Origin of the sequence: Microbispora sp. NPDC088329, from assembly GCF_040685655.1 — a bacterium.
Taxonomy (GTDB): domain Bacteria; phylum Actinomycetota; class Actinomycetes; order Streptosporangiales; family Streptosporangiaceae; genus Microbispora.
The window spans coordinates 195403-220026 of record NZ_JBFBIP010000001.1; the positions used below are offsets into that span (position 1 = coordinate 195403).

General features: G+C 70.2%; 25 protein-coding genes and 1 tRNA gene. 10 read left to right on the top strand and 16 right to left on the bottom strand.

Features of this window, described 5'->3' with window-relative positions; translation table 11 throughout:
• Positions 1–59: 59 nt before the first annotated feature.
• Positions 60–1034, top strand: coding sequence for a helix-turn-helix domain-containing protein (locus tag AB0O28_RS01020; protein WP_363634892.1), 975 nt, complete (start codon positions 60–62; stop codon positions 1032–1034).
• Positions 1035–1060: 26 nt separating this feature from the next.
• On the opposite strand, the gene AB0O28_RS01025 is transcribed toward AB0O28_RS01020, so the two are convergent.
• The 3 genes from AB0O28_RS01025 to nth all read right to left on the bottom strand — a co-directional run bounded on the left by AB0O28_RS01025 (position 1061) and on the right by nth (position 3852).
• On the bottom strand, positions 1061–2251 hold the full coding sequence (locus AB0O28_RS01025; protein ID WP_363634894.1) for a MarP family serine protease: 1191 nt from the start codon (positions 2249–2251) through the stop codon (positions 1061–1063).
• Between the two features lie 97 nt (positions 2252–2348).
• Positions 2349–3008 carry a CoA pyrophosphatase gene (locus AB0O28_RS01030; protein ID WP_363636133.1) on the bottom strand — a complete coding sequence of 220 codons (660 nt, stop codon included), beginning with the start codon at positions 3006–3008 and terminating at the stop codon, positions 2349–2351.
• Between the two features lie 106 nt (positions 3009–3114).
• Positions 3115–3852: an endonuclease III gene (gene nth, locus AB0O28_RS01035; RefSeq protein ID WP_363634896.1), complete on the bottom strand. Its 738-nt coding sequence runs from the start codon at positions 3850–3852 to the stop codon at positions 3115–3117.
• Between the two features lie 395 nt (positions 3853–4247).
• On the opposite strand from nth, the gene AB0O28_RS01040 reads away from it, so the two are divergent.
• Complete coding sequence (locus tag AB0O28_RS01040) at positions 4248–4928, top strand: Crp/Fnr family transcriptional regulator (RefSeq protein ID WP_169949820.1); 681 nt, start codon at positions 4248–4250, stop codon at positions 4926–4928.
• On the opposite strand, the gene AB0O28_RS01045 is transcribed toward AB0O28_RS01040, so the two are convergent.
• From AB0O28_RS01045 to AB0O28_RS01060, 4 genes are all read right to left on the bottom strand, one after another.
• Positions 4925–5716 (bottom strand): MBL fold metallo-hydrolase, encoded by a 792-nt coding sequence (locus AB0O28_RS01045; RefSeq protein ID WP_363634899.1) that lies wholly within the window; start codon positions 5714–5716, stop codon positions 4925–4927. The two genes, AB0O28_RS01040 and AB0O28_RS01045, sit on opposite strands and share 4 nt — an antisense overlap.
• Positions 5713–6609 carry an NUDIX domain-containing protein gene (locus tag AB0O28_RS01050; protein WP_363634901.1) on the bottom strand — a complete coding sequence of 299 codons (897 nt, stop codon included), beginning with the start codon at positions 6607–6609 and terminating at the stop codon, positions 5713–5715. Before AB0O28_RS01050 ends, AB0O28_RS01045 begins: the two co-directional genes overlap by 4 nt.
• A gap of 94 nt (positions 6610–6703) precedes the next feature.
• The gene (locus AB0O28_RS01055; RefSeq protein ID WP_363634903.1) at positions 6704–7165 is read right to left on the bottom strand and encodes a RidA family protein; all 462 of its coding nucleotides are present in this window, start codon (positions 7163–7165) and stop codon (positions 6704–6706) included.
• Positions 7165–7317 carry a DUF4177 domain-containing protein gene (locus tag AB0O28_RS01060; protein ID WP_076440089.1) on the bottom strand — a complete coding sequence of 51 codons (153 nt, stop codon included), beginning with the start codon at positions 7315–7317 and terminating at the stop codon, positions 7165–7167. Before AB0O28_RS01060 ends, AB0O28_RS01055 begins: the two co-directional genes overlap by 1 nt.
• Before the next feature lie 288 nt (positions 7318–7605).
• Here AB0O28_RS01060 and AB0O28_RS01065 point away from each other — a divergent pair, with 288 nt between their 5' ends.
• Together AB0O28_RS01065 and AB0O28_RS01070 are read left to right on the top strand one after the other, a co-directional pair.
• The gene (locus AB0O28_RS01065) at positions 7606–8646 is read left to right on the top strand and encodes an ArsA-related P-loop ATPase (RefSeq protein ID WP_363634905.1); all 1041 of its coding nucleotides are present in this window, start codon (positions 7606–7608) and stop codon (positions 8644–8646) included.
• Between the two features lie 102 nt (positions 8647–8748).
• Positions 8749–9888 carry an ArsA family ATPase gene (locus AB0O28_RS01070; RefSeq protein ID WP_363634907.1) on the top strand — a complete coding sequence of 380 codons (1140 nt, stop codon included), beginning with the start codon at positions 8749–8751 and terminating at the stop codon, positions 9886–9888.
• Positions 9889–10089: 201 nt separating this feature from the next.
• On the opposite strand, the gene AB0O28_RS01075 is transcribed toward AB0O28_RS01070, so the two are convergent.
• A complete protein-coding gene (locus AB0O28_RS01075) occupies positions 10090–10386 on the bottom strand; it encodes a WhiB family transcriptional regulator (RefSeq protein WP_030506755.1) in 297 nt (98 codons plus the stop codon).
• Positions 10387–10767: 381 nt separating this feature from the next.
• Between AB0O28_RS01075 and AB0O28_RS01080 the strand changes: the two genes are divergently transcribed.
• The gene (locus tag AB0O28_RS01080; RefSeq protein WP_363634910.1) at positions 10768–12891 is read left to right on the top strand and encodes a transglycosylase domain-containing protein; all 2124 of its coding nucleotides are present in this window, start codon (positions 10768–10770) and stop codon (positions 12889–12891) included.
• Positions 12892–12984: 93 nt separating this feature from the next.
• Here the strand turns inward: AB0O28_RS01080 and AB0O28_RS01085 are convergent, their stop codons facing one another.
• On the bottom strand, positions 12985–13440 hold the full coding sequence (locus AB0O28_RS01085; protein ID WP_363634912.1) for a GatB/YqeY domain-containing protein: 456 nt from the start codon (positions 13438–13440) through the stop codon (positions 12985–12987).
• Between the two features lie 80 nt (positions 13441–13520).
• Here AB0O28_RS01085 and AB0O28_RS01090 point away from each other — a divergent pair, with 80 nt between their 5' ends.
• Both AB0O28_RS01090 and AB0O28_RS01095 read left to right on the top strand, forming a co-directional pair.
• On the top strand, positions 13521–14453 hold the full coding sequence (locus AB0O28_RS01090; RefSeq protein WP_363634914.1) for a metallophosphoesterase: 933 nt from the start codon (positions 13521–13523) through the stop codon (positions 14451–14453).
• Between the two features lie 34 nt (positions 14454–14487).
• Positions 14488–14564: transfer RNA gene (locus AB0O28_RS01095), tRNA-Pro, on the top strand.
• Positions 14565–14740: 176 nt separating this feature from the next.
• Here AB0O28_RS01095 and AB0O28_RS01100 read toward each other — a convergent pair.
• The 3 genes from AB0O28_RS01100 to AB0O28_RS01110 all read right to left on the bottom strand — a co-directional run bounded on the left by AB0O28_RS01100 (position 14741) and on the right by AB0O28_RS01110 (position 18737).
• Positions 14741–16204, bottom strand: a complete 1464-nt coding sequence (locus tag AB0O28_RS01100; RefSeq protein ID WP_363634916.1) for an RICIN domain-containing protein — start codon at positions 16202–16204, stop codon at positions 14741–14743.
• A gap of 553 nt (positions 16205–16757) precedes the next feature.
• Positions 16758–17636, bottom strand: a complete 879-nt coding sequence (locus AB0O28_RS01105) for a hypothetical protein (RefSeq protein WP_363634918.1) — start codon at positions 17634–17636, stop codon at positions 16758–16760.
• Positions 17637–17867: 231 nt separating this feature from the next.
• The gene (locus tag AB0O28_RS01110; RefSeq protein ID WP_363634920.1) at positions 17868–18737 is read right to left on the bottom strand and encodes a DUF6745 domain-containing protein; all 870 of its coding nucleotides are present in this window, start codon (positions 18735–18737) and stop codon (positions 17868–17870) included.
• Positions 18738–19237: 500 nt separating this feature from the next.
• On the opposite strand from AB0O28_RS01110, the gene AB0O28_RS01115 reads away from it, so the two are divergent.
• On the top strand, positions 19238–19543 hold the full coding sequence (locus AB0O28_RS01115; RefSeq protein ID WP_363634922.1) for a DUF6624 domain-containing protein: 306 nt from the start codon (positions 19238–19240) through the stop codon (positions 19541–19543).
• Positions 19544–19581: 38 nt separating this feature from the next.
• On the opposite strand, the gene AB0O28_RS01120 is transcribed toward AB0O28_RS01115, so the two are convergent.
• Complete coding sequence (locus tag AB0O28_RS01120; RefSeq protein WP_363634924.1) at positions 19582–20181, bottom strand: sugar O-acetyltransferase; 600 nt, start codon at positions 20179–20181, stop codon at positions 19582–19584.
• A 196-nt stretch (positions 20182–20377) separates the two neighbouring features.
• Entirely contained in the window at positions 20378–20989 is a 612-nt protein-coding gene (locus tag AB0O28_RS01125) for a TetR/AcrR family transcriptional regulator (RefSeq protein WP_363634926.1), read from the bottom strand.
• A 127-nt stretch (positions 20990–21116) separates the two neighbouring features.
• On the opposite strand from AB0O28_RS01125, the gene AB0O28_RS01130 reads away from it, so the two are divergent.
• Positions 21117–22559, top strand: coding sequence for an MFS transporter (locus AB0O28_RS01130; protein ID WP_363634928.1), 1443 nt, complete (start codon positions 21117–21119; stop codon positions 22557–22559).
• A gap of 30 nt (positions 22560–22589) precedes the next feature.
• Positions 22590–22982, top strand: a complete 393-nt coding sequence (locus tag AB0O28_RS01135) for an SDR family NAD(P)-dependent oxidoreductase (protein ID WP_363634930.1) — start codon at positions 22590–22592, stop codon at positions 22980–22982.
• On the opposite strand, the gene AB0O28_RS01140 is transcribed toward AB0O28_RS01135, so the two are convergent.
• Positions 22897–23757 (bottom strand): TIGR03619 family F420-dependent LLM class oxidoreductase, encoded by an 861-nt coding sequence (locus tag AB0O28_RS01140; RefSeq protein ID WP_363634932.1) that lies wholly within the window; start codon positions 23755–23757, stop codon positions 22897–22899. The genes AB0O28_RS01135 and AB0O28_RS01140 overlap by 86 nt on opposite strands.
• Positions 23758–23970: 213 nt before the next feature.
• Complete coding sequence (locus AB0O28_RS01145; RefSeq protein ID WP_363634934.1) at positions 23971–24567, bottom strand: class I SAM-dependent methyltransferase; 597 nt, start codon at positions 24565–24567, stop codon at positions 23971–23973.
• Positions 24568–24624 lie beyond the last annotated feature (57 nt).

Below are 24624 nucleotides of genomic sequence, written 5' to 3' on the forward strand. Positions count from 1 at the left end.
GCGGGTCACCCGCCGCCCCGCCGAGTGTCAGAAAAGACATCCTGCGGTACTTTTCTGCCATGCATCGCGTAGCCGCGCTCGTCCGCCCGCCGCAGTCGACCTTCGAACTCGCCTGTGCGGCGCAGGTGTTCGGGATCGAGCGGGGGCCGGGGCTCGCGACGCGGTACGCCTTCGGCGTGTGCGCCGAGCGTCCCGGCCCGGTCGCCACGTACGCCGGCTACGACATGCTCGTGACCGACGGGCTGGACGCGCTCGACCGGGCGGACACCGTGATCCTCCCGGGCTGGCTGCCCGCCGGGGAGCCGCCCTCGCCCGCGGTCGTGCGGGCGCTGCGCCGCGCGCACTCCCGCGGGGCGCGGATGGTCAGCATCTGCTCCGGCGCCTTCGCGCTGGCGCACGCCGGCCTGCTGGACGGACGACGGGCGACCACCCATTGGGCGCTGGCGGACGAGCTCGCCGCGCGCTTCCCGCGCGTCCAGGTCGATCCGGACGTGCTGTACGTGGACCACGGCGACGTGGCCACCAGCGCCGGAGCCGGAGCCGGCTTCGACCTGTGCCTGCACCTGGTCCGCAGCGATCATGGCGCCCGGCATGCCGCGCACATCGCACGGACCATGGTGATGCCGCCCCACCGCGAGGGCGGGCAGTTGCAGTACTCGGCGCCGCCGCACCCCGCACAGATCGACGGCACGCTGGCGCCGTTGCTGGAATGGGTCACCGGGCGGCTCGGCGAACCGATGACCATCGAGAGCATGGCCGCGCACGCGGGCGTCTCGACGCGCACCCTCGCACGGCGGTTCGCCGAGCAGCTCGGCGCCAGTCCGGGGCAGTGGCTGCTCGCCCAGCGGCTCGCCGCGGCCCGGGACCTGCTGGAGTCCTCCGACCTTCCCCTGGACGCCGTCGCCCGCCGCGTCGGTCTCTCCTCGGCCACCAACCTCCGCAGGCGCTTTCTCCACGCCCTGGGCACGACGCCGGGCGCCTACCGCCGGGCGTTCCGGGCCGGAACACGAGGAACCACCGCTGCGAGGAGCTGAAGCCACCCCGAGCGTACGGAAACGCCCTAGTCGCAGTCCTGGGTGCCCACGCGGACGACGGCGCCGCTGCCGTCCTTGGCGTCGGGCATGACCTCCTCCGCCGTGAGGGCGAAGCCCGTCTCGGCCTGGTCCGTCGCGGCGGCGAAGATCACTCCGAGCACCCGGCCTTCCGGGCTCAGCAGCGGCCCGCCCGAGTTGCCCGGCTGGACCTTGCCCCGGATGGCGTAGACCTCGCGCTCCACCTTGCGCTGGTTGTAGATGTCGTACGACTCGGCGCGCTGCTTGACCCTGATGCGCGCGGCGAGCGGCGTGAAGGGGTGCCCCTTCGGATAACCGGCGATGATCGCGCTGTCGCCCTTGTCCGCGGCCATGTCGAAGCGCAGGGCGTTGATCGGCAGGCCCTGCACGAACAGGACCGCGATGTCGCGCTCGGGGTTGTACAGGACGACCCGTGCGTCGTACTGGTTGCCGTCGTAGTCGGTCACGTGCAGCCCCTCGGTGACCCCGGCGACGACGTGGGCGTTGGTCATGATCCGCTGTCGTGCGTAGACGAACCCGGTCCCCTCGATGCGCTTGCGGCAGCTCGGGGCCGTGCCCTGCACCTTGACGATCGCCCTGCGGGCCCGGACGAGCGCGGGGCTTCCGTTGATCAGGCTCTGGTCCGGCGGCGGCACGTTCTGGCCGCCGATCGAGGTGATGACCTGCGGCCACTCCGATGTGCTGACGAAGTCCCTGAACTGCTTCTGCAGCGCCCCCACGCCGTCGGGGATGGCGTCGTCGACGCCCTGCCAGATCATCGAGCCGTTGATCTGGTCCTTGACCAGCGGCTGGCCGATGCTCATCGAGACCATCAGGGAGCCGATCAGCCAGGCGATGGCCAGAACCGACAGGCCGCTGGCGACCGAGCCGCCGAAGGCGTCGACCGCCTTGGCCGGCTCCCACGTGACGTGGCTACGAGCCATGGCGCCGAGGGTGGAGGACGCGAACTGCCCGATGGTGGCCGTCAGGAAGACGATGACGATGGCTAACAGGGCCCGCTCGATGTCGCCGCTGACGATCGCCCCGGCCAGAGGTGGCGCGATGAACAACCCCAGGATGGCGCCGCCGACGAATCCGAAGAAGCTGAAGGCCCCGATGATGAAGCCTTGCCGGTAGCCGGATACCGCGAAGGCCACCACCAGGCCGATCAGGATGAGATCCAGAAGATCGCCGCGCACGGTTTCCACGGTATAGCCACGCCATCCGTCGTGCGGGCGTCTGCCCGGGTCTCATCGCTGTCGCGCGGCCCCAGCAGGCCCCTCGAACCCGGGACGCTCAGCCCCGCGCGGCCAGGTTGACGACCTCCGGGGGGAGATCCTCGATCCGTGAGCGGTCCCAGGGGCGCTCGAACCCCGCCGCGGTCAGCACGCCGTCGAGCACACCGGCCGTGAACCCCCACACGAGCAGGCCGCGTACGCGGAACGCCACGGAGGGGCCGACGCCGCGCGGGTGGCGCAGCCGCAGCCGGTTGGCGGGGTCGACCAGCTCCGCGATCGGGACCCGCTCGACGATCTCGACCTCGTCGGGAGACGCGGGGTGCACGACACACGGCGTGTGCCACCAGGCGAGCACGGGTGTGACCCGGTTGTCGCTGCGCCAGACGTAGAGCTCGGGCATGGTCCCGACGACCTCGACGCCCGCGGGATCGAGCCCGGTCTCCTCCTGCGCCTCCCGCAGGGCCGCGCCGATCGGGCCGTCGTCGCCGGGGTCGACGCCGCCGCCGGGGAAGGCGGGCTGGCCGGCGTGCACCCGGCCCTTCGAACTGCGCTGGATCAGCAGGATGTCGGGCCCTTCGGGTCCCTCGCCGAACAGCAACAGCACCGCCGCCGAGCGGCCGGCGCCGTTCGCGGGCGGCCGCAACGCGGTGGGAACAGGGCTGTGCGCGGCCTTCGCGGCCAACTCCGTCAGCCAAACGGGAGCCACGACCACCTCCATATCGTCACGCCGCATCGTCCCACCGCATCGTCACACGGGGCACGCGCGGGCCCAGGCGTGCCGTACAACCACGCGAGAGCGCGCGAGCTTCCCGATCACCGGGTGCTCACGAGAACGGGCCCGGCCGCACCAGCGCACGGGCCTCGTCCGCGTCGGTGGGGCCGGTGCCGTACGACGGGCAGAGCGCGGCGAGGGGGCACACGCCGCAGGCGGGTTTTCTGGCGTGGCAGATGCGCCGGCCGTGCCAGATCAGCCGATGCGACAGCATCGTCCACTCGGACTTGGGGATCAGCTCGCCGACCTCGTGCTCGATCTTCACGGGATCGGTCTCGGCCGTCCAGCCGAAGCGCCTCGTCAGCCGCTGGAAGTGCGTGTCGACGGTGATGCCGGGGACGCCGAAGGCGTTGCCGAGCACGACGTTCGCGGTCTTGCGGCCCACGCCGGGGAGCTTGACGAGGTCGGCCAGCTTGCCCGGGACCTCCCCCTTGTGGTGCTCGCAGAGGGCCTGCGCCATCCCGATGATGCTGTTGGCCTTCGCCCGGAAGAACCCGGTGGACCTGATGATCTCCTCGAGTTCGGCGCGGTCGGCCCCGGCGTAGTCGGCCGCGGTCCGGTACTTCGCGAAGAGCACCGGCGTGACCATGTTGACTCTCTTGTCGGTGCACTGGGCCGAGAGGATCGTGGCGACCAGCAACTCCAGGGGGTTGCCGAAGTCGAGTTCGCAGTGGGCGTCGGGGTAGGTCTCGGCCAGGATCCGGTTGATGCGCCGCGCCCGCCGTACGAGTCCCAGACGGGTCTCGGCCTGGCGCTGACGCCGCCGCGGAGCGGCCGTGTTCGTCGCCATGCCGCAAGCGTAGGGCCTCGGGCGAGCGCCCACCTCACGGTCGGCCCGGCCCGTATCCACGCTTCCGGCGTCCGCCGGCCATTCCCGTCCTGCGGGAGGTCACCTTGTCATACATGCCACATATGCAGCCTGTATTTGCCAATTTGTCCCTACACGGCGCAATACACTGTGCCCGTAGGGGGACGACCGGCTACCCGAGCCGGTCGGGCACGCGATGGGCGTCAGGATAGGTTTCCGCCAAGATTGTGTTGTTTCGTCACAGACGGCCCACGACTGCGAGCCGGGACAGCGCCCATGCGACGTAACGGGACACCCCGTAAGCCGCTGTGCAAGGCGTGCGTCACAATGGCTAGCACGGAGCCGGCGACCGAGCGCGCCCGCAGCAAGGAGGCACCGTGAGCACCGAGGAAGTACTGAGCAAGGCGCCGCTCTTCTCCGCGCTCGACCGCGAGAGCGCCGCGGCTCTGCGCGCGAGCATCACCGAGGTGGAGCTGCCCAAGGGCCGCACCCTCTTCAGCGAGAACGAGACCGGCGACCGGCTCTACGTGGTGCTCGAAGGCAAGATCAAGCTGGCGCGCACCGCCCCTGACGGCCGGGAGAACCTGCTGAGCGTGCTCGGCCCCGGCGAGATGTTCGGCGAGCTGTCGCTGTTCGACCCCCGCCCGCGTACGGCCTCGGCGATCGCGCTGACCGACGTGCGCCTGGCCGGGCTTGGCCACGACGACCTGCGGCCGTGGCTGACCGGCCGGCCCGAGGTCGCCCTTCACCTGCTGCGGGCACTGGCCCAGCGGTTGCGCCGTACGAACGACGTGCTCGCGGACCTCGTCTTCACCGACGTCCCCGGCCGGGTCGCCAAGCAACTCCTCGACCTGGCCGACCGTTTCGGGCAGAAGACCGACGACGGCATCCGGGTGCACCACGACCTCACCCAGGAGGAGCTCGCCCAGCTCGTGGGCGCCTCTCGGGAGACGGTCAACAAGGCCCTGGCCGACTTCGCCCAGCGCGGCTGGCTGCGCATCGAGGCCAAGGCCGTGGTGATCATGGACAGGGAGCGGCTCTACAACCGCTCTCGCTAGAGCGTCTTGAGATAGTTGAGCTGAGCCGCCACCGACATCTCGGCGGCCGGCCACAGTGACCTGTCCACCTCGGCGTAGACCATCTCCACGATGTCGCGCGCGTCCCTGGCGCCCCTGCGGATCGCCTCGCGGATCTGCTCCAGCCGCTCACGCCGGTGGGCGATGTACGCGTCGAGCACCCCGGACGGGTCGGGCAGGATGGGCCCGTGACCCGGCAGCAGGGCCGCGGCCTCCAGCATCTCCGCGCCCTGCCTGAGCCTGTCGAGGCTGCGCAGGTAGTCGCCGAGGTCCCCGTCGGGCGCGATCACGGTCGTTCCCCGGCCGAGGACGGTGTCACCGGTCAGCATCGCCCGGTCGCCGGGCAGCCAGAAGCACAGCGAGTCGAACGAGTGCCCGGGCGTGCCGACGACCCGCACCTCCACGTCGCCCGCCGTCACCACGTCGCCGTCGGCCAGGCCCTCCTCGCCCAGGCGGTGGCGGGGGTCGAGCGCCCGCACCGGCGCGCCGAGCATCCGCGCGAGCGTCCCCGCGCCCTCGCTGTGGTCGGGGTGGCCGTGCGTCAGCAGGACGGCGCTCACCCGGCGGCCGTCCACCCGCTCGGCGACCCGCCGCAGGTGCGCCTCGTCGTCCGGGCCGGGATCGACGACCAGCACGGCCCGCTCCCCTCCGATGATCCACGTGTTGGTGCCGTCGAGGGTCATCGGCGACGGATTCGGCGCCAGCACGTTCACCGCTGTCGCCGTGCCGGAACCGTCCGGGCCTTCCACCGGTATGCGCAGGCCGCTCACTCGCCCGCCTCTCCTGTCTCGGGGATCGTCTCGGGGATCGTCTCGGAAATCGTTCCGGGGATCGCCTCGGGAATCGCCTCGGTGATCATCTGGGGGATCATCAGCACCATCCGCCCGTCCACCTCGGCGGGCTCCGGCTGGACGGTCGTGATCGACCGGGGGCGGGCGAACACGTCGCCGATCGACTCGAACGCCGCCATCTCGGTCAGTGTCCGGAAGGTGGGCGGCAGCATGCGCGCCGTTCCCGCCCTCGCGGCGGCCAGCGCGTCCCGCGGCCGCATCCAGGCCACCCCGGACGCCTCGCCGCCCACGTCACGCGTACGCTGCCCGGACGGCAGCGCCGCGACGAAGAAGCGGGTGTCGAAGCGCCGGGGCTCCACGACCGGCGTGATCCAGTGCGCCCACGCCTTGAGCAGGTCGGACCTGAGCACGAGACCGCGCCGGTCGAGGAACTCGGCGAACGACAGCGTGCGCGCGATCAGCGCGAGGCGGTCGGCCTCCCAGCCGGCCCCGGTCGTGTCCGTCACCACCGTGTCCGCGCTCGGCCCGGCCAGGAGCACGCCCGACTCCTCGAACGTCTCGCGTACGGCGGCGCAGACGAGGCCCCGGGCCGTGCTCTCGCCGGCCCGGAAGACCTCGCCCCACTCGGCCGGCGACGGGCCCGCCCAGGCCACGGTGTGGTCGGCGTCCCGTGGGTCGACCGACCCACCGGGGAACACGTAGGCGCCGGCGGCGAAGGCCATCGTGGCCTTGCGCCTGAGGAGATACACCTCCAGAGGGTCGTCACGCAGCAGCACCACCGTGGCCGCGTCCCTGGCGGGGACGGGAGCCAGGCGGCCGGCGAGGATCTCCCGCGCCCGCTCGCCGACCTCGCCGGGCAGCGGAAACCCCATGAGGCCCTCCAGAACAACGATCGGTTCGCGCCGGTCCTCATGCTCCCCCACGCCTTCGCCGGGCCGCAAACCCCGGTCCCGGAGAGCCGGACGGTCAGCGGACCTCCGCGATGACCTCCACCTCGACCGGCGCGTCGAGCGGGAGGACCGCCACGCCGACCGCGCTCCTCGCGTGCCTGCCCGCCTCGCCGAACACCTCGCCGAACAGTTCGCTGGCGCCATTGAGGACCTGCGGCTGCCCGGTGAAGCCGGAAGCGCTCGCGACGTATCCGACCACCTTCACGATCCGTACGACCTGCGACAGGTCGCCCACCAGCGCCTTGATGGCCGCCAGGGCGTTGACCGCGCAGATGCGCGCCTGTTCCTTGGCCTCCTCGGCCGACACCTCCGCACCGACCTTGCCGGTGACGCCCAGCTCGCCCTTCACGAGCGGAAGCTGGCCCGAGGTGTAGACGTGATCGCCCGTCCGTACGGCGGGCACGTACGCGGCGAGCGGGGGCACGACCTCGGGCAGCGTGACCCCGAGCTCGGCGAGCCGCTCCTCCGGGGTCGCCATCACTTGGGCCGCTTCATGTAGGCGACCAACTGCTCGGGGTTGGGCCCCGGGATGACCGAGACGAGCTCCCACCCGTCTTCGCCCCAATTGTCCAGAATTTGCTTCGTGGCGTGCGTGAGCAGCGGCACGGTGACGTATTCCCACTTGGTCATGGGCAAAGGCTATCGAGGCACGGCCCGCCCGGAGTGCTCAGGAACGCCGTTCGGCCCCGCCGCGGGCGGGCACGGCGAACGTCGGGCCCGGCGGCCCGGCCGCGGTCTCCGGCACGTTCCCCGGCACGCGGGTTCGCTGACCTCCCGTTGACGAACCTCACCGGATCGGCCCGCAAGCCGTACCTCGGGTTACGGCGGGGGACGACCCCCGCGTATCGGCAGGTAACCCTTGGGTAGCCTTCCTCACGTGGGCGCGTGGAGCAGGCACGCCGACGCGGAGGAGGCACGGTGAGTCAGCCGACCAGCAGTCGCGGCGGGAGCGACGGGGGAACCCGGGACACCGACTGGGACGGCGTGCGCCTGCACGTGGTGAGCGGCAAGGGCGGCACCGGGAAGACGACCGTCGCCGCCGCGCTCGCGCTGGCCCTGGCGGCGGGCGGGCGCAAGGTGCTGCTCGTCGAGGTCGAAGGACGGCAGGGCATCGCCCAGGCGTTCGACCTGCCGCCGCTGCCGTACGAGGAACGCAAGATCGCCGTCGCGCCCGGCGGCGGGGACGTGTACGCGCTGGCCATCGACCCCGAAGAGGCCATGCTCGACTACCTCGAGATGTTCTACGGCATCAAGCGCGTGGGCAAGGCGCTGACCCGCATGGGTGTGGTCGACTTCGCCACGACCATCGCCCCCGGCCTGCGGGACGTCCTGGTCACGGGCAAGACCACCGAGGCCGTACGGCGCCGCGACAAGCTGGGCCGCAGGGTGTACGACGCGATCGTCATGGACGCGCCCCCGACCGGCCGGATCGCCCGATTCCTGAACGTGACGCAGGAGGTCGCCGGGCTGGCCCGGGTCGGGCCCATCAAGAACCACGCCGATCTCGTGCGGGGTGTCCTCGCCTCCCCGGAGACGGCGGTCCACTTCGTGACGCTCCTGGAGGAGATGCCCGTCCAGGAGACGCTGGACGGCATCGAGGAACTGCGCACGACGGGCCTGCCGGTCGGCGGCGTGTTCGTCAACATGGTGCGCCCCGCCGGGCTGCCCGAGGGGGTGCTGGAGGCGGCCGTCCAGGGCCGGTTCGACTCCGCCGAGCTCGCGCTCGGCCTGAAGGCGGCCGGGCTGACGGACGCAACGGCCGACGCCTCCGCGGTCGCCGAGGCTCTCGCGCACGAGGTGACCGAGCACGCCCTGCGGACCGAGCTGGAAAAGCGCGAGCGCGTCACGCTGGAGGAGGCGGCGGTGCCGCGGTACGACCTGCCGCTGCTGCCTGACGGCGCCGACCTGGCCGGGCTCTACGAGCTGGCCGACGCCCTGCGCGCCCAGAGTGTGGCGTGAGCAGTGCGCGGCCCGAGCAGTGCGCGGGCAGAGTGTGGCGGAGCAGTGCGCGGCGCGACCAGGGCCTGCGGCGTGACTTCCGATCGAGTGAGAGGCTGAGCTGTGACCAGGACGGCGCCCGCGCTGGACATTGACGCGATCTTGGATGATCCCGGCACTCGGATCATCGTCTGCTGTGGCTCGGGCGGTGTCGGCAAGACCACGACGGCCGCGGCCCTCGGGCTGCGCGCCGCCGAACGGGGCCGCTCCGTGGTCGTCCTGACCGTGGACCCCGCCAGGCGGCTGGCCCAGGCGATGGGCCTGACCGAGCTCGACAACACCCCCCGGCGCGTGCACGGCGTCGACGGCGCAGAAAAGGCCGGCGGCGAGCTGCACGCGATGATGCTCGACATGAAGCGGACCTTCGACGAGATCATCGAGGCCCACGCCGACCCCGAGCGCGCCCAGCAGATCCTGACGAACCCCTTCTATCAGTCGTTGTCGTCCAGCTTCTCCGGCACGCAGGAGTACATGGCCATGGAGAAGCTGGGCCAGCTGCGCCGCTCGAACGAGTGGGACCTGATCGTGGTGGACACCCCACCGTCGCGGTCGGCGCTCGACTTCCTCGACGCCCCCGAGCGTCTCGGCCGTTTCCTGGACGGAAGGCTGATCCGCATCCTCACGGCACCGGCCAAGGCCGGCGGTCGCAGCGCGTTCAAGCTGCTCAACGCCGGTTTCGGGATGGTCGCGGGCATCCTGACCAAGGTGCTCGGGGCTCAGGTGCTCAGGGACATCCAGATGTTCGTCACCGCGCTCGACGCGGTGTTCGGCGGGTTCCGCCAGCGCGCCGAGCAGACATACCGGCTGCTGCAGGCACCCGGCACGGCGTTCCTCGTCGTCGCCGCGCCGGAGCGCGACGCGATGCGAGAGGCGTCCTACTTCGTGGAGCGGCTGGCCGACGAGCGCATGCCGCTGGCCGGCCTCGTCGTCAACCGCGTACACCGGCCGCTGGCGCCGTCGCTGTCGGCGGCGCGCAGCTCCGCCGCCGCCGAGGATCTGGACGTCAGGGGCGAGCACGAGCTCACCGCGGCCGTGCTGCGGCTGCACGCCGGAAGGATGCAGCTCGCCTCCCGGGAGCAGCGCCAGCAGGAGCACTTCACCTCGGCCCATCCGACGGTGCCCATCGCACAGGTGCCCGCGATGCCCGAGGACGTGCACGATCTGGCGGGACTGCGCCAGATCGGGCAACTCCTCGCGTCCTGAAGACCGGCCGCCCGGCTGAGCTCCTCGCAACCGTGTCGCCCGGCTGAACGGCGGGAAACCCGTCGCCCGGCTGGGCTCCTGGCGATCGGTCGCCCGGCTGGGCTCCTGGCGATCGGTCGCCCGGCTGGGCTCCTGGCGATCGGTCGCCCGGCTGGGTTTCCGGACACGTGTCGTCCGGCGTCCCGCTACGCCGCGCCGGGGTCAGCCGGCGATCAGCTCGTTGGTCCGCTCGTACTCTTCCTTGGCGGACTCCAGCAGGTCGCGCCAGGACTCCACATCTGGCCTGCGCCTGAGCAGCGCACGCCGTTCCCTCTCGGTCATCCCGCCCCACACCCCGAACTCGATGCGGTTGTCCAGCGCATCGGCGAGGCATTCGGTGCGGACGGGGCACCCACGACAGATGAGTTTGGCCCGGTTCTGGGCGGCGCCTTGCACGAAGAGTGCGTCAGGATCCGCACCTCGGCAGGCGGCACGGGAGGTCCAATCCGTGATCCACATGTTCGACCCCACTCCCCTTAGGTGGTCAGTCGTCGTTTCGGCCGACGGGCGCGGGCGTCGGGCCTCCTGGTTGCAGTAGCCGCAGAGGAGAAAGTACGCAAGGAAACGATCGAACCGACATACCCCGGGGGGACCAAATTCGTGCATGGTCATGTCAGGCCATGTGGCCGGGAATGACTAGTCCCCCCCTCGGCGGGGTAATGCGGACCCGTGAGGTCGATGCCGGGAGAGTCACCAAACGGACGTACCCTTGGATCCGTGCAAGCACAAGGCAAAACTCTGGCATCCCGGACAGGTGCGGCCCTGCGCCTCGTCGGCGCCGCGGGCGTCGCTGGAGTGCTGGCGGCGGCGATTGCACTACCCGCCGTAGGCGGGGCCGGTGTGACGGTCAAGTCGAGCATCGAGACTCTGAGCCTCAAGCCGGCGGACCTCAACGAGCCGCCGCTGCCCGAGAAGACGGTCCTGCTCGACGCGGACGGCAAGCAGATCGCCCAGTTCTACTTCGAGAACCGGGAATCGGTCCCGATGGACCGCATCGCGCCGATCATGCGTCAGGCGATCGTGGCGATCGAGGACTTCCGCTTCTACGAGCACGGGCCTCTCGACGTCGAGGGCACGACTCGCGCGCTGGTGAGGAACATCACCACGGGTGGGGTGACCCAGGGCGGCTCGTCCATCACCCAGCAGTACGTGAAGCAGGTCCTGTTCAACAAGGCGGAGACCGACGAGGAGAAGGCCGCCGCCGTCGCGCCGACCGTCGGGCGCAAGCTCAACGAGATCCGCTACGCGATGTCGATGGAGCAGAAGTACTCCAAGGACGAGATCCTCAACCGCTATCTCAACATCGCCTACTTCGGCGCCAGCGCGTACGGCATCGAGGCGGCGTCCAAGCGGTTCTTCGGCAAGCACGCCTCCGAGCTGAACCTCGCCGAGGCGGCGACGCTGGCGGGAGCCGTCCAGGACCCGAACGCCACCGACCCCAACCGGGGCAAGACGTTCCGGGACCGGCTGCTGGCCCGGCGCAACGTCGTGCTCGACCGCATGCAGGAGCTGCACATCATCACCGAGGCCGAGCGCGACGCGGCCAAGAAGAAGAAGCTGGGGTGGAAGGACAAGGAGATCCCCGGCGGCTGCGAGGAGAGCGACTACCCGTACTTCTGCCTGTACGTGCGCAACGAGATCCTCAACGACGCGCAGTTCGGCAAGACCAAGAAGGCCCGGCAGGACTTCCTGGCCCGCGGCGGCCTGACGATCCGCACCACGCTGGACCGGAAGATGCAGAAGGCCGCCGAAACGGCGATCAAGAAGTACGTCCACCCGTCCGACAAGCCGGTCGCCTCCGAGGCTCTGGTCGAACCGGGCTCGGGTGCCATCAGGGCGATGGCCGCCAGCCGGAAGTTCGGCACCAGCAAGAAGAAGAACGAGATGTCGATCAACGTCGTGGCCGACGCGCTGCACGGCGGCGGCGCGGGCTTCCAGGCAGGATCGACCTTCAAGGTGTTCACGCTGATCACCGCCCTGAAGGAGGGGTGGAAGATCAACGACGGCATCAGCACCGGCGCGACCTTCCAGGCCAGCGGTCCCTCGGCCTTCAAGGACTGCGACGGCAACCTGGTCGGTGACCCCCGGGGCATCCAGCACAACTCCGAGGGCGGCAGCGGCGGGTTCCTGACCCTGCAGACCGGCACCCTGAAGTCGGTGAACACCTTCTTCATGGCCTTGGAGCAGAGGGTGGGGCTCTGCGATGTCGTGAAGACGGCCAAAGACTTCGGCATCAAGCGGGCCGACGGCGCGAAACTGCGCGAGTTCCAGACGTTCACGCTCGGCTTCAACGAGATGGATCCGGTGACCGTGGCCAGCGCGTACGCGGCCATCGCGGCGCGCGGGAAGTACTGCAAGCCCATGGCGATCACGGAGATCACCGACCGCTACAACAAGGTGACCTCGTTCAAGCCGTCCTGCAAGCAGGCCGTCGAGGCCGAGATCGCGGACGCCGCCACCTACATCATGTCGGGCGTGTTCACCAAGGGCACCATGTCGGCCGTCGGCGGCATCGGCAGGGACGCCGCCGGCAAGACCGGTACTGGCGACCAGTCCCGCACCGTCTGGTTCGCCGGGTTCACTCCCGACCTCGCGGGCGCGGTCAGCCTCGGCGACCCGCGCGGCCCGATGCGGTATCCGCTCCCCGGACAGGTGATGGCAGGCCGGACGTACGGCTCGGTCTTCGGCGCCACCGTGCCCGGTCCGATCTGGAAGGCGACCTTCCTGTCGGCGCTCAAGGGCGTCGAGGCCTCGTCGTTCGTCAAGCCGGACATGTCCAGGTTCGGCGGCTGCGCCCACCAGTGCGCGCCCCCGCCGAAGCCGAAGTCCGACCAAGGCGGTGGCGGAGGCCACGGAGGCGGTCCCGACTTCCCGGGCGGTGGCCGCGGTGGCGGTCACGGTGGTGGTCCCGGCGGCGGCCGGGGTGGCGGTCCCGGCGACACGCCGTTCAACCCCTTCGGGTGATCCTCTCCGATGGGCCGCTCCCCTCACGGGGAGCGGCCCATCGGCCTTCCTGTCCCGGCCGGCCTTTCCGCCCCGGCCGGACGTCCGCTGCCGTCAGGCGGACAGACGGGCGCGTACGGCCTGGGCGACCCGGCCGCCCTCGGCGCGGCCCGCGACCTTCGGGTTCAGGACCTTCATGACCTGACCCATGGCCTTGGGGCCCTGCGCGCCGCTCTCGGCGATCGCCTCGTCGACGAGCGCGTGCAGCTCGTCGTCGCTCAGCTGGGCGGGGAGGTACTCCTCCAGGACCGCCTGCTCGTCCAGCTCCGCCTGGGCCTGCTCGGCCCGCCCGGCACCCGCGAACGCCTCGGACGCCTCCCGGCGCTTCTTGGCCTCGCGGGTCAGCACCTTGACGACCTCGTCGTCGGCGAGCTCGCGGGCCTGCTTGCCCGCGACCTCCTCGACGTTGATGGCGGCCAGAGCCATCCGGATCGTCCGGACCCGCACCTCGTCACGCGCCTTCATCGAGGCCGCGAGGTCGGCCTTCAGCTTGTCCTTCAACGCACTCATGCGTCCATCTTGCCGTGCCCCCGCTCCGGTCTTCGCCAGGTTATGCGGGAGGCGGGCCGTGCGTCGGGCATCATGGCTGTGTGAGGAAAGCAGCCGCGATTCCCCTGTCCATCCTCGGCCTCGGCGTCGCCGGTGTCGGCTACGCCGCCGTGATCGAGCGCAACTGGTTCCGGCTGCGCCGGTTCGACGTCCCCGTCCTGGCTCCGGGCCAGCGGCCGGTCCGGATCCTGCAGATCTCCGACCTGCATCTCACGCCTGGGCGCCACCGGCTGATCAAGTGGGTGCGTTCGCTGGCCTCGCTCGATCCCGACCTCGTCGTGAACACCGGCGACACCCTGGCGCACCCCGACGCCGTCGCGTCGTACATGCACGCCGTGGAGCCGCTGCTCGACCGGCCGGGTCTGTTCGTCTACGGCTCCAACGACCTCTACGCTCCCCGGCCGAAGAACCCCGCGCGTTACCTGTGGCGTACGTCCAAGGGGGACTCCCGGCAGCACGTGCCGAACCTGCCCTGGGCCGAGCTGGGCGCCGCCATGCGGGAGGCCGGCTGGCTGGACATGAACAACACGACGGCCCGTCTCAAGGTGGCCGACCTCGATGTCCACGTGGGCGGCATCCACGACTCCCACATCGACCGGGACCGCTACGACGAGATCGCGGGGCCGGCCCCCGCCGACGCCGACCTGCGGCTCGGCGTCATGCACTCGCCCGAGCCGCGCAACATGACCCGCTTCGCGCAGGACGGCTACCAGGTGCTGCTGGCGGGGCACACTCACGGCGGACAGTTGTGCATCCCCTTCTACGGTGCCCTGGTGACCAACTGCGGCATCGACCGCGCCCGCGTCAAGGGGCTGAGCAGGCACGAGAGCGCCTGGCTGCACGTCTCGGCCGGCCTCGGCACCTCGCCGTACGCGCCCGCGCGCTTCGCCTGCCCGCCCGAGGCGACCCTGCTTACGCTCGTCCCCCGCCGCCCCGTCGTGCCGGATGACACAAGCAGCCGCAAAGTCCGCTAGACTTGCCGAGGCACAGAGCAAAAGCCTGAGCCACCGGGGTGTAGCGCAGCTTGGCAGCGCGCTTCGTTCGGGACGAAGAGGCCGTGGGTTCAAATCCCGCCACCCCGACCATGTAGTACCAGCTGAGAGGCCGGTTCCGAAGATCGGAACCGGCCTTCTGCGTTGCTGAGTGACTGCTGCTCTTCGAGCACAATGCCGCGATCCGGATCCCCGGCACCGAGCGCACAGCATGAGATCGGCACCGGGGAGGGATGTACCGCGGATCCGCGGTTACGTCGAGACGACCGTCAGACGGCCGTGCGCGACCACTGCTGGTTGGCGCCGCTGTTGCACGCGTACTGCTTGAGGATCACACCGTCCGCGGTGGACGCGGCCGGTACGTCCACGCATTTGCCGCTGTGGCGTGCGCGGAGCTGGAAGTAGCCGCCGTTGGCGACCATCTGGAACTGCTGGTTGTTGCCGGTGCCGCAGGTGTACTGGATGAGCTCGGCACCGTCGGCGGTTGAAGCGCCCACGACATCAAGACACTTCCCGCTGTGGCGGCTGACGATGCGCCAGTAGCCGCTGCCGGCGTCCTGGAACTGCCACTGCTGCCATGGGTTGCCGCCGTAGGTGTACTGGTCGATGCGCGCGCTGTTGTTGGTGCTCGCCTGTTGGACGTCCATGGCCTTGCCGCTGTGGCGCGCATCGATCCTGTAGAACGTTTCCGGCTGCGGCGAAGGGGTGGAGTCGCGGACGGTGTCGCCCCAGCCGTAGCGGACCCGGTCGGCGCCGGATTGGTTGCGGACGGCCAAGGTGAGGTTGGTGCCGCTGCCGCCGAGGGCCCACATCGAGTAGTGGTCGTAGCCGAGGCCTGCGGTCACCTTGCCGCCGAGGGCGGGCCAGTAGGTGCCGCCCATCTGGTTGTCACGCATCACCTGGGCCACGGCGCGGAGGTAGCGCACGAAGTTGTCGGTGCTGTTCGGGTCGGCGTAGTTGAGGCCGGTGGCCATCGGCGCGCCGTATTCCGTCACGACCGCGCGGGAGGCGCAGTTGCCCAGAAGCGTCTGAATGTGGCTTCGGAAGGCGTCGTAGGTCATCGCGCTGTAGAAGAAGGCGTAGTAGTGGAAGGACAGCAGCGTCGAGTTGAAGCGGCTGTCGTTGCAGATGTCACGCAGGTCCTGGCTGAAGCCGGTGCCGCCGATGAGCACCCGGCCGGGCGCTGCCGAACTGTGAGAGCTGAGCCAGTTCGCTGCCACGTTGCGCCACTCCGCCGATGAGTAGCCGTGCGGCTCGTTCATCGGCTCGAAGTAGACGTTGCCGTTCGAGCCGTACGTGCTGATCACGGTGGACCACATCGAGTTCCATGCGGCGAGGTTCGTGATCCTGCCGCCGGAGGCGGCGCCGTCCTCCCAATAGGCCAGGATGACCTTGAATCCACGGTCGGTGGCGGCGTCGATGGCGCCGCGGTAGGAGTTCCACCAGGTCGTGTTGGCCACAGTGTGGGTGTTGATGGGCAACCGGACGGTGTTGACCCCCATGATGTATTCCATGTAGTCGTAGAGCGAGTTGGCCTTGGCCCGTACTGTCGCGTTGCTGTCGGACTGGCTCAGGCCCTGCACGACGAGCGTGCCGGTGCTGAAGTTGTCACCCAGCACGGCCCAGTTCATGCCTCGGAACTGGTTGGTGGCGGCATTGGCCGACGGCGCGGGGACGAGGGCTGCCATTGCGGTGAGCGCGGTCAGCACAAGGGCGATCAGCAACCGGCGCAACGACCGGATACTCCGCGATGATCCTGATGAGTAACCATCAGACGCCATACTCAGTGCCATGAAATGTCCCATCACTAGATCTGAATTGCTGGGTCAAAATTCCACTTGCGCACATTGTTAGCGATAACAAATCAATGCCGATCACCACGGAGGCCTCACGCTAGAGAGGAGGCGGGAGTGCGTCAACAGAAAGGGAGACGACGTGCTCGAACCGCTGGTCCGTGACGGACATCGCTGTAAATTTCAGGCAGACTTCCTGGTCGCGCCGACACCCCGATGGTGCAATGCGACTCCACCGCGCCTCGGCCACACGTTCCGCTCTCCGATCGCGGCCCGGCCGGTGCAGGGGACGAGCAGGATCGCCTGCCGCCCGGGGCACCGCGGCCTACCAGGCCGAGGGCAGTCCCTGCTGGACACCCGGAGGGCCGCCGATCCTGCAGGAGGAGATGGGGCCGATGCGTGGAGGCCGACGGCCCGTTCAGCTGTCGCAGCCGGTCAATGGTTCTCGGTACGACCCGCGGGCGGTCCTTGCGGCGCTGCCGGAAAGCGCCTATCAGTCGGGACGGCCGCCAACCAGGTGGACATGACGTAACCCCGGGCTGAAGGCGGCGATGTGATCGGCGGTGCCGTGGTGCGCTTTCGAGGGCGTGAAGCGGCCTTCGCTGACCGCGACGTCGTAGGCGCCGCCGAAAGGGTACTCGGCCAGGATCCCGGTCACCTGGTGCTCGGCCGCCCAGGCGAGTCCGGCGTCCAGCGTGTCGAACACGCCGGAGGCGTGTCGGGCGTGGTCACCGTGGAAGATCCAGACGACCGGCCTGAGCGGACTGCGCTGGTCGGCGCCGGGCCTGCGGCGCAGGCCCTCAGGCGTGAACGAGAAGGCGCCGGGGAAAGGGCCTGGCCGATGACGTACGGCAAGCACCACCGGTTCGGGGTGCACGCCCCGCAATCCGTTCTCGGGTGAGGGGTTCGCGAAGGCATTCCACAGGTGCAGGCAGATCACGTCGTCGTCGCGATCGGCGGTGACGTAGGCGAGGGTCTTGGAGTAGAACGGGTTGGTTCCGCCGATCCACAGCGACGGGGGCCCGAACGTCTCAACGACTTCGGACAGCGTGCGGTCCTGCGTCACCCACCCGCCGATGTCGGCGCTCAACCGCTGAGACTCCGCCGCCGACAGCGCCCGATCCGGCTCCAGCCAGCCGAGACGATGAGCGATCTCGGCGTAGACGGAGGCCGTGGCATCACGCAAGGCGTCGGCGGGAAGGATGCTGCTGTAGGCGCCCCTGACGCCCGTCGCGTCGAACGCGTCGCACTCACGTAGTCGATCGCACTCCACCCACCACCGCGTCAGGCTCCCGTCCACGGCGGCCATCGCCTCCAGCAGAAGCCGTTCCGCCGTCTCATCCCTGCCGTACATGCCAGGACGACGAAGCACACCGTTCACCTGATCCAGATGGTGCCGGCGAGCCTCATCGAGAACGGGATCCGAGTCCCCTCCGCTGCTCATCGCATTCGATCATGACATACCAGCGCAATCCGAATTATCGGCACTCAGCCGCCGGTGAAGCGACTCTCGGGCACATGAGGCGACCACCCGGCTGCCGCCACGCCTTTGTCCTGGGGCGGGCCGGGACGAGAGCCTTTCTCGTCCCGGCCCGCCCTTGGGTCATGCCGGCAGCGGGTGCCAGCCGTCGCGGTAGCGGACACCGTCGGGCCGGAGCCGGACCTCGTCGTGCCAGGTCCCGGGGACTGGTTCGGTGCGGACCAGTTCGGGGCGATCCACCACGACGCACACATCCTCGCCGGGCCACCACCAGCCGCCGGAGCGCGCCAGTGCGGCCCAGTGGCCGAGGTGCTCGATCTCGTCCGGCCCGTAGGAGGCCAGTCCGAGCCGGTGCAGGGCGTCGTAGTAGGCGACCCACGCCGCGTCCTGCTGCCCGTACCAGCACGCCGGCACGGGCCCGCCGCCGGCCAGCGCAGTGCGGATCGGCATGCGGAATCCGTGCGCGAGGCTCCGGTGCAATGCGGTGCGGATGCCCCGGTGCACCACCACGCCCAGGGGAACACCGGCGTCGAGCGCCTTCAGCGGTGGCAGTTCGGGCCAGGGCTCGCCGCCTTTGCCCTTCCGCGCCGAGGACAGCTCGGGGTCGGTGTGGGAGACGCCGGCGCTGAGTGCGCCCCGCAACTGGGACTCGAGCATGGCCAGATCACTGGCCGGTGGCGGTGTCCCCCGTGGATGAGGATCCCGGATCCACCCGTAGAGCTGGTCGAGGGTGGGCAGACCGGCGACAAGCGGGATCGCCTTGTCCGGTGAATCGACCCATTCGAACCACGGCTTCGGGCGAGAGATCCTCGCGTAGAGCGCGGTCAGGCTGTTCTCGACGGCCTGCCGGTCGGCCGGCTGTGTGCACAGGCCGTGGTCAAGCCATTCTTGTCGGATCTTGACGGCTTCCTGCCACCGGTCGTGAGCGCTCCTGCTGCTACGAACGTCGGCCACAGGTTCGGTGGCGGCATGGCGCCGCGTGAGCGCGGTCACCGCGCGTGGGCGTCGCCGCCCTTTCGGTTGGAGATCATGCCTCGATGATGGCCTGCGTTCCGCGGTGCGCGCAACCGCGCAACCGATTCCCGCCCAACCGCCGCTGCTTCCCGGCCGGCCGAAACCGGTGACGACTGCGATCGCTCCGCACGGTCACACAGCCGGTGCGGCGGTTCGTGAATGAGAAATAAGACGTCCGAAACCGGACCGCCCGTTCACCGGCACAATCGACTGCGTTCTCGGAATCGATCGCACACCCCTCACAATCCGTCGGCATCGTAGGTCAGGACCATTACCGACGACGAACTGCGAGCGGAACTACTGAAGCGAATTAAGGCCGATCAGGACGTCCGCAATTCAGCCGTGAAATGTCCGGATCGGGAGTACATCGCCCGACGGAAAAGCATCGATCGAGACAACACGGCGTGGCTGCGATCGGTGGTCGGCAGTCGGGGCTGACCGCTCTTTTCCCAGGCCGGAGAGGATGGAGCGCTCGCGGCATGGCTACTCGCCAGCACGCCGACGCCTCGCCCGAGATTCAGCGCGATTTCCATACGGCACTTTCCGATGCCGTCGCCCGGAACGAGGCGAAGCCCGCCCATCTCGCGTACCTCGAGGATCGGATGCGCGTGAATTCCGGGCGTCCCCAGCTATATGGAACTCAGATGTTCGATGACGGCAACGGTTTCAGACCACACCCGATAGAGAACCCAGAACAACTGGACGACCGGCGCGCCGCAGTAGGTCTGGAGCCGTTCGAGACGTACGAAGCCCAGATGCGGCGCCTGTACGAGGGCGGCATCTGACGTCGTTCTCTCCGTGCCTTCCTGTCCGTGGCGGGCGCCTACAGGGCGTCGGGGCGCCAGCCGGTGACGTCCTTTTCGGTGATTTCGCGCACGATCCGGGCGGGGTTGCCGGCGGCGATGACGCGTGCGGGCACGTCCCGGGTCACGACGGCCCCGGAGCCGACGATCGCACCGTCGCCGATGGTCACACCGGGGTTGACGGTGACCCCGCCCCCGATCCACACGCTGTCGCCGATGGTCACGGGCTTGGCGTAGCAGGCGCCGGAGGCGCGCTCGTCAGGATCGATGGCGTGGTTGGACGTGTAGATGCTCACGCGCGGTCCGAGCAGGACGTTGTCGCCGATCGTGATTCGCGCCCCGTCGAGCATGACGGCGTCGAAGTTGGCGTAGAAGCCGGCGCCGACGCTGATGTTGTAGCCGAACTCGCACCGGAAGGTGGGCTCGAAGTACGCGCCGGGGCCGACGTGGCCGAGCAGGTCACGCAGGAGGGCCTCACGGTGGGCCTGGGGAGCGCCGAAGCTGTCGTTGTAGGCGTTGGCGAGCAGCACGGCGCGCCGGCGGGCGGCGACCAGTTCGTCGGTCAGGTCGTTGTACATCCGCCCGGTGAGGATGTGGGCGCGCTGTGCATCGAGGCTCACGGTCGTCTCCTGCGGCGTTCGGTCGTCGTACTCGTCGAGGAGCAAGTGTGGCGGAAACCGGCGACCGGCCCTGACGCGCCTCTCCTGCCGAGAGCATGACCCGCACGCGGTCGTCGCGATCGCGCGAGCGCCGGCGTGGCCACCGTACGCGACGAGTCCCCGAGTCCTCGGTACGGTCGCCTGTCAGAGGCGAGCATCACGTGGTCGAGAGGGCCCCGGCGCGGGCCGCCGCCAGCGCCGCCGTGGCGGCGCGGTCCGCCGCGGCCTCGTCCAGAGGTTCCCCGGTGTTGAGCAGGGCGTAGTACAGGGGTGCGGAGACAGCGGCGATCACCCGGCGCGGGTCGGTGCCGGTGGGCAGCTCGCCTCGTTCGATCGCGTCGGTGACGCAGCCGGCCCATTCGTCGATGCGTACGGCGTAGAAGCGGCGCAACGCCTGCGCCGCCTGGTCGTTGCAGAGCGAGGCGGCGATCAGCGCCTTGAACAGCCGCCCCTGGCGGGCGTCGGTGAGGGTTTTGAGAACCAGGCGGGCGTTGTCGCGCAGGTCCTGGCCGATGTCGCCGTTGCGCGACCGGGGCAGGGATCGTTCGGCCATGTCGTGGAGAAGGTCGGCGGCGAGCGCACCGGGCGTGCCCCAGCGGCGATAGAGGGTGGTCTTCCCGACTCCCGCGATACGCGCGATGTCGCCGAGGTCGAGCCCGTCGAAGCCCTTCTCGGCCAGCGTGTCGGCGGCGGCTTCGAGAACGGCCTCGCGGACGCGGGCGGTGCGTCCACCTGGGCGGACGGCACCGGGCGGTGGAGTGGCTGCCATGACGGCTCCTTCCCCTAAGGGTTCACTATCGGGACCACAGTTCCCTTAAGGCGACATGGGGTGCTAGTGTCCCTCTCAGCCTAACGGTACTACTGACCCGTTAAGTCCTGAAGGGATGGTCCCTGTCATGTCCACCACGAAGTCTCTGCCGGCGGCCACGGCCGCCACACCCGAGGCACCGCCGCGACACCTGACCAGCCGCCTGAAGGTCATCCTCGCGGTGCTGCTGATCGCCCAGTTCATGCTGGCCGTCGACTTCTCGATCCTGAACGTGGCGCTGCCCGCGATCGGCGACGACCTCGGATTCGCCCTGGCCGACCTGCAGTGGGTCGCCACCGCCTTCGCTCTGTGCGCGGCCGGCTTCACTCTCTTCTTCGGCCGCATCGGCGATCTGATCGGCCGCAAGCGCGTCTTCCTCGGCAGCCTCGCGCTCCTGGGCGCGGCCTCGCTCGCCGGTGGGCTCGCCCCGACCCCCACGATCCTCATCATCGCCCGTATCGCCCAGGGGCTCGCCACCGCCGCCGCCACCCCGGCCGGGCTCGCCCTGCTCACCACGTCCTTCCCCGAGGGCCCCCTGCGCCAGAAGGCCCTGGGCCTCAACGGCGCGCTCATGTCCGCCGGGTTCACCGCCGGCGCGGTCCTCGGCGGCGTGCTCACCGACCTGCTGTCCTGGCGCTGGGCCTTCTTCATCAACGTCCCCGTCGCCGTGGCCGTGCTCCTCGTCGCGCCGGCCGTCATCGCCGAGTCGCGCCCCGCCGCCCGCCCAAGAGTCGACCTGCCCGGCGCGCTGTCGGTCACCCTCGGGCTGCTCGGTGTCGTCTACGGCCTGACGCGGGCCGGCGAGCACGGCTGGACCGAGCCCCTCGCCCTGACGGGCCTGCTGGCCGGGGCGGTCCTGCTGGTCGTCTTCTACCTTGTCGAGCGCAGGGCGGCCCAGCCCCTGGTCCCGATGCGCGTGCTGCGCAAGCGCACCGTGGCCTGGGGCAACGTGCTCGGGCTGCTCGCCTTCGTCACCGAGACGTCCCTGGTGTATCTGCTCACCCTGTACATGCAGAAGACCCTCGGCTTTTCGGCCCTCGCCGCCGGGCTCTCCTTCGGCGTCCTGGGAGCCGGAACCGTCACCGGCGGCGTGCTCGCCCCGAAGGCGATCGCCCGCACCTCCACGACGGCCGTCCTGGTCGGCGGCGGGTTGCTCCAGGCCGTCTTCACCGCCGTCCTGATCTTCCTGGGTGACACGCCGGCCTCGATGGGACTGCTGCTGCCCGCCACCTTCCTGGGCGGCGTGGGCAACATGCTCGTCATCGTCGGTTTCATGGTCACCGCCACCACCGGACTCCCCGACCACGAGCAGGGCCTGGCCACCGGCCTCGCGTCCATGTCCCAGCAGATCGGCATCACCATGGGAACCCCGATCATGTCCGCGATCGCGACCGCCGCGGCCGGGGGCGTGGTGTCCGCCGGGGCGATCCTGCACGGTGTCACCGCCGCCGTCGCCGTCAACGCCGTCCTCGTCCTGCTCGGCGTCCTCCTCGCCGCGGTCTTCCTGCGCGCACGCCGCTCGCACGCCTGACCGGCCCTCCCCCTCGTCACGGAGCACACCATGGACCTTCAGCTCACCGGCAAAGTGATCCTCGTGACCGGCGCGACCAGCGGCATCGGCCTGGCGACCGCGCGGTTGCTCGCGGCCGAGGGAGCGCACGTCGCGGCACTGGCGCGCGGCGGCTCCGCACTCCCCGTCCTTCCGCCCGGCACGCTGCTCATCCGCGCCGACCTCACCGATCCGGGCACCCCCGCGCACCTTCCCCGGGGCCCCCGCGCACCGCGCTCTGCCCATCGACGGAGGAGCCCTGCGCCAGCTGTGAACGCTCACGGACGCCCGGCCGACGCACCTGGCACCACGCCAGGTGTCAGCCGGAATGTGGGAGGGCGAACCGCTGGGCGAACGCGGACATCTCGTCCCGCTGGCGCTCCGGTTCCGCGGACGAGGGGCTGACCACGATGCGGGTCACACCCTGCGCGGCGTACGTCTCGACGCGTTCGGCGGACATGTCGATCGACCCCCAGCGGGTGTATTCCAGCGCATCGGGATCGCGACCGGCCTCGGCCGCCGCGGTGCGGGCCAGTTCCCACTGGACGGCGCGTTCCTCGGGAGTGAGCGCGCCGCCCGGAAAGTAGCCGTCGCCGCGTCGTCCCGCACGGCGGGCGGCCGCCCGGCTCGACCCGCCCACGTGGATCGGCAGGTGCGTGCGGCCGTAGGGCTTGGGATAGCTGCACACGTCGTCGAAACCGAAGAACTCGCCGGTGAAGCTGACGCCTTTTTCGTCCCCCTCCCACAGCAGCCGCAGCACGTCGATGGCCTCGTCGGCACGGCGCCCGCGGGTGCCGAAGTCGACGCCCGTCGCCTCGGCCTCGCCGGGCAGGCTGCCCAGCCCCACGGTCAGCAGCCGCATCCGCCCCGCGGACAGCACGTCGATGGTCGCCAGTCGCTTGGCCAGGACCACCGGGTGGTGGTACGGCAGAAGCAGCACGGCCGTGCCGAGCAGGAGGCGTCGCGTGGCCGCTGCGACGAAGCCCAGGCAGTCGAGCGGATCGGGGTAGGGCAGCGCCGGTGGGATCTCGAAGGGGCCGATCGCGGCGCCGGGATACAAGACGATGTGCTCCGGCAGGTACAGCCCCTCGAAGCCGCAGTCCTCGGCGTGGCGGGCGTAGGCCACGAGCGCGTCGGGGTCGAGCCCGTTCGCCGTGGAGTAGCTGGTCGCGAATTTCATCGGAGCTCCTCGGGCCGGTATCCGCGATCACGTTAGAACCTTGTCGCAGGCGTCAAGGCAACCCGCTGTGCCGTCTCAGACCGGGTACGCGTGCGTCTCGGTGGCCTTGACGCCGGTCCAGAGCTCCCGGCCGAGACGAGGCCGAGGTCCGACGGTGTGGCTATCACCGCGGTCATAAGGCGTGGTGGACGCGAGCGATTCGGCGGGGATGTCTCATCTGCGAGCGAGCGCCAGGTAGCGCTCCTCGGTGTCGTGGTAGTCGAGCAGGGTCCAGCCGGCGGTGTCCAGCAGGGGACGGAGGTTGCGCTCGGCGCGGAGGTCGTCCGGGGTCAGGCTGCGGCCGCGCCGTGCCGCGAGCACCGCACGGCCCACGGGGTGGAACAACGCCAGCCTCCCGCCGGGGCGGGTCACCCGGGCCAGCTCCCGCAGCACGGCCGCCGGCCGGAGAACGTGGGAGATCAGCCCGGAGGCCAGCACGCCGTCGGCCACGCCGTCGCGGAGCGGAAGCAACCCGACGTCGGCGATCAGCAGCCGGCCGTACTCGCCGCGTCCCCGGTCGCGGGCCGACCGGATCATCTCGGGAGTGACGTCGACGCCCACCACCTGTCCGGCGGCCCCGACCGCGTCCCGGAGCAGGGGGATCGCCCGGCCGGTGCCGCATCCGGCGTCGAGGGCCAGCCCTCCTGCAGGCAGGGCCAGCTCGGCGACGGCGGCGGCGAAGGCGGGGCCGTCGTCGGGATACTTCTCCTCCCAGGTGGCCGCCTTCGTGGCGAAGAACTCCCTGGTCGCTTCGAGGGATCGGTCGTTCATCGTCTTCGTCTCCCCACGGTAGGAGGTGGATGAACGATTCGACCACGGTGAGGGCCT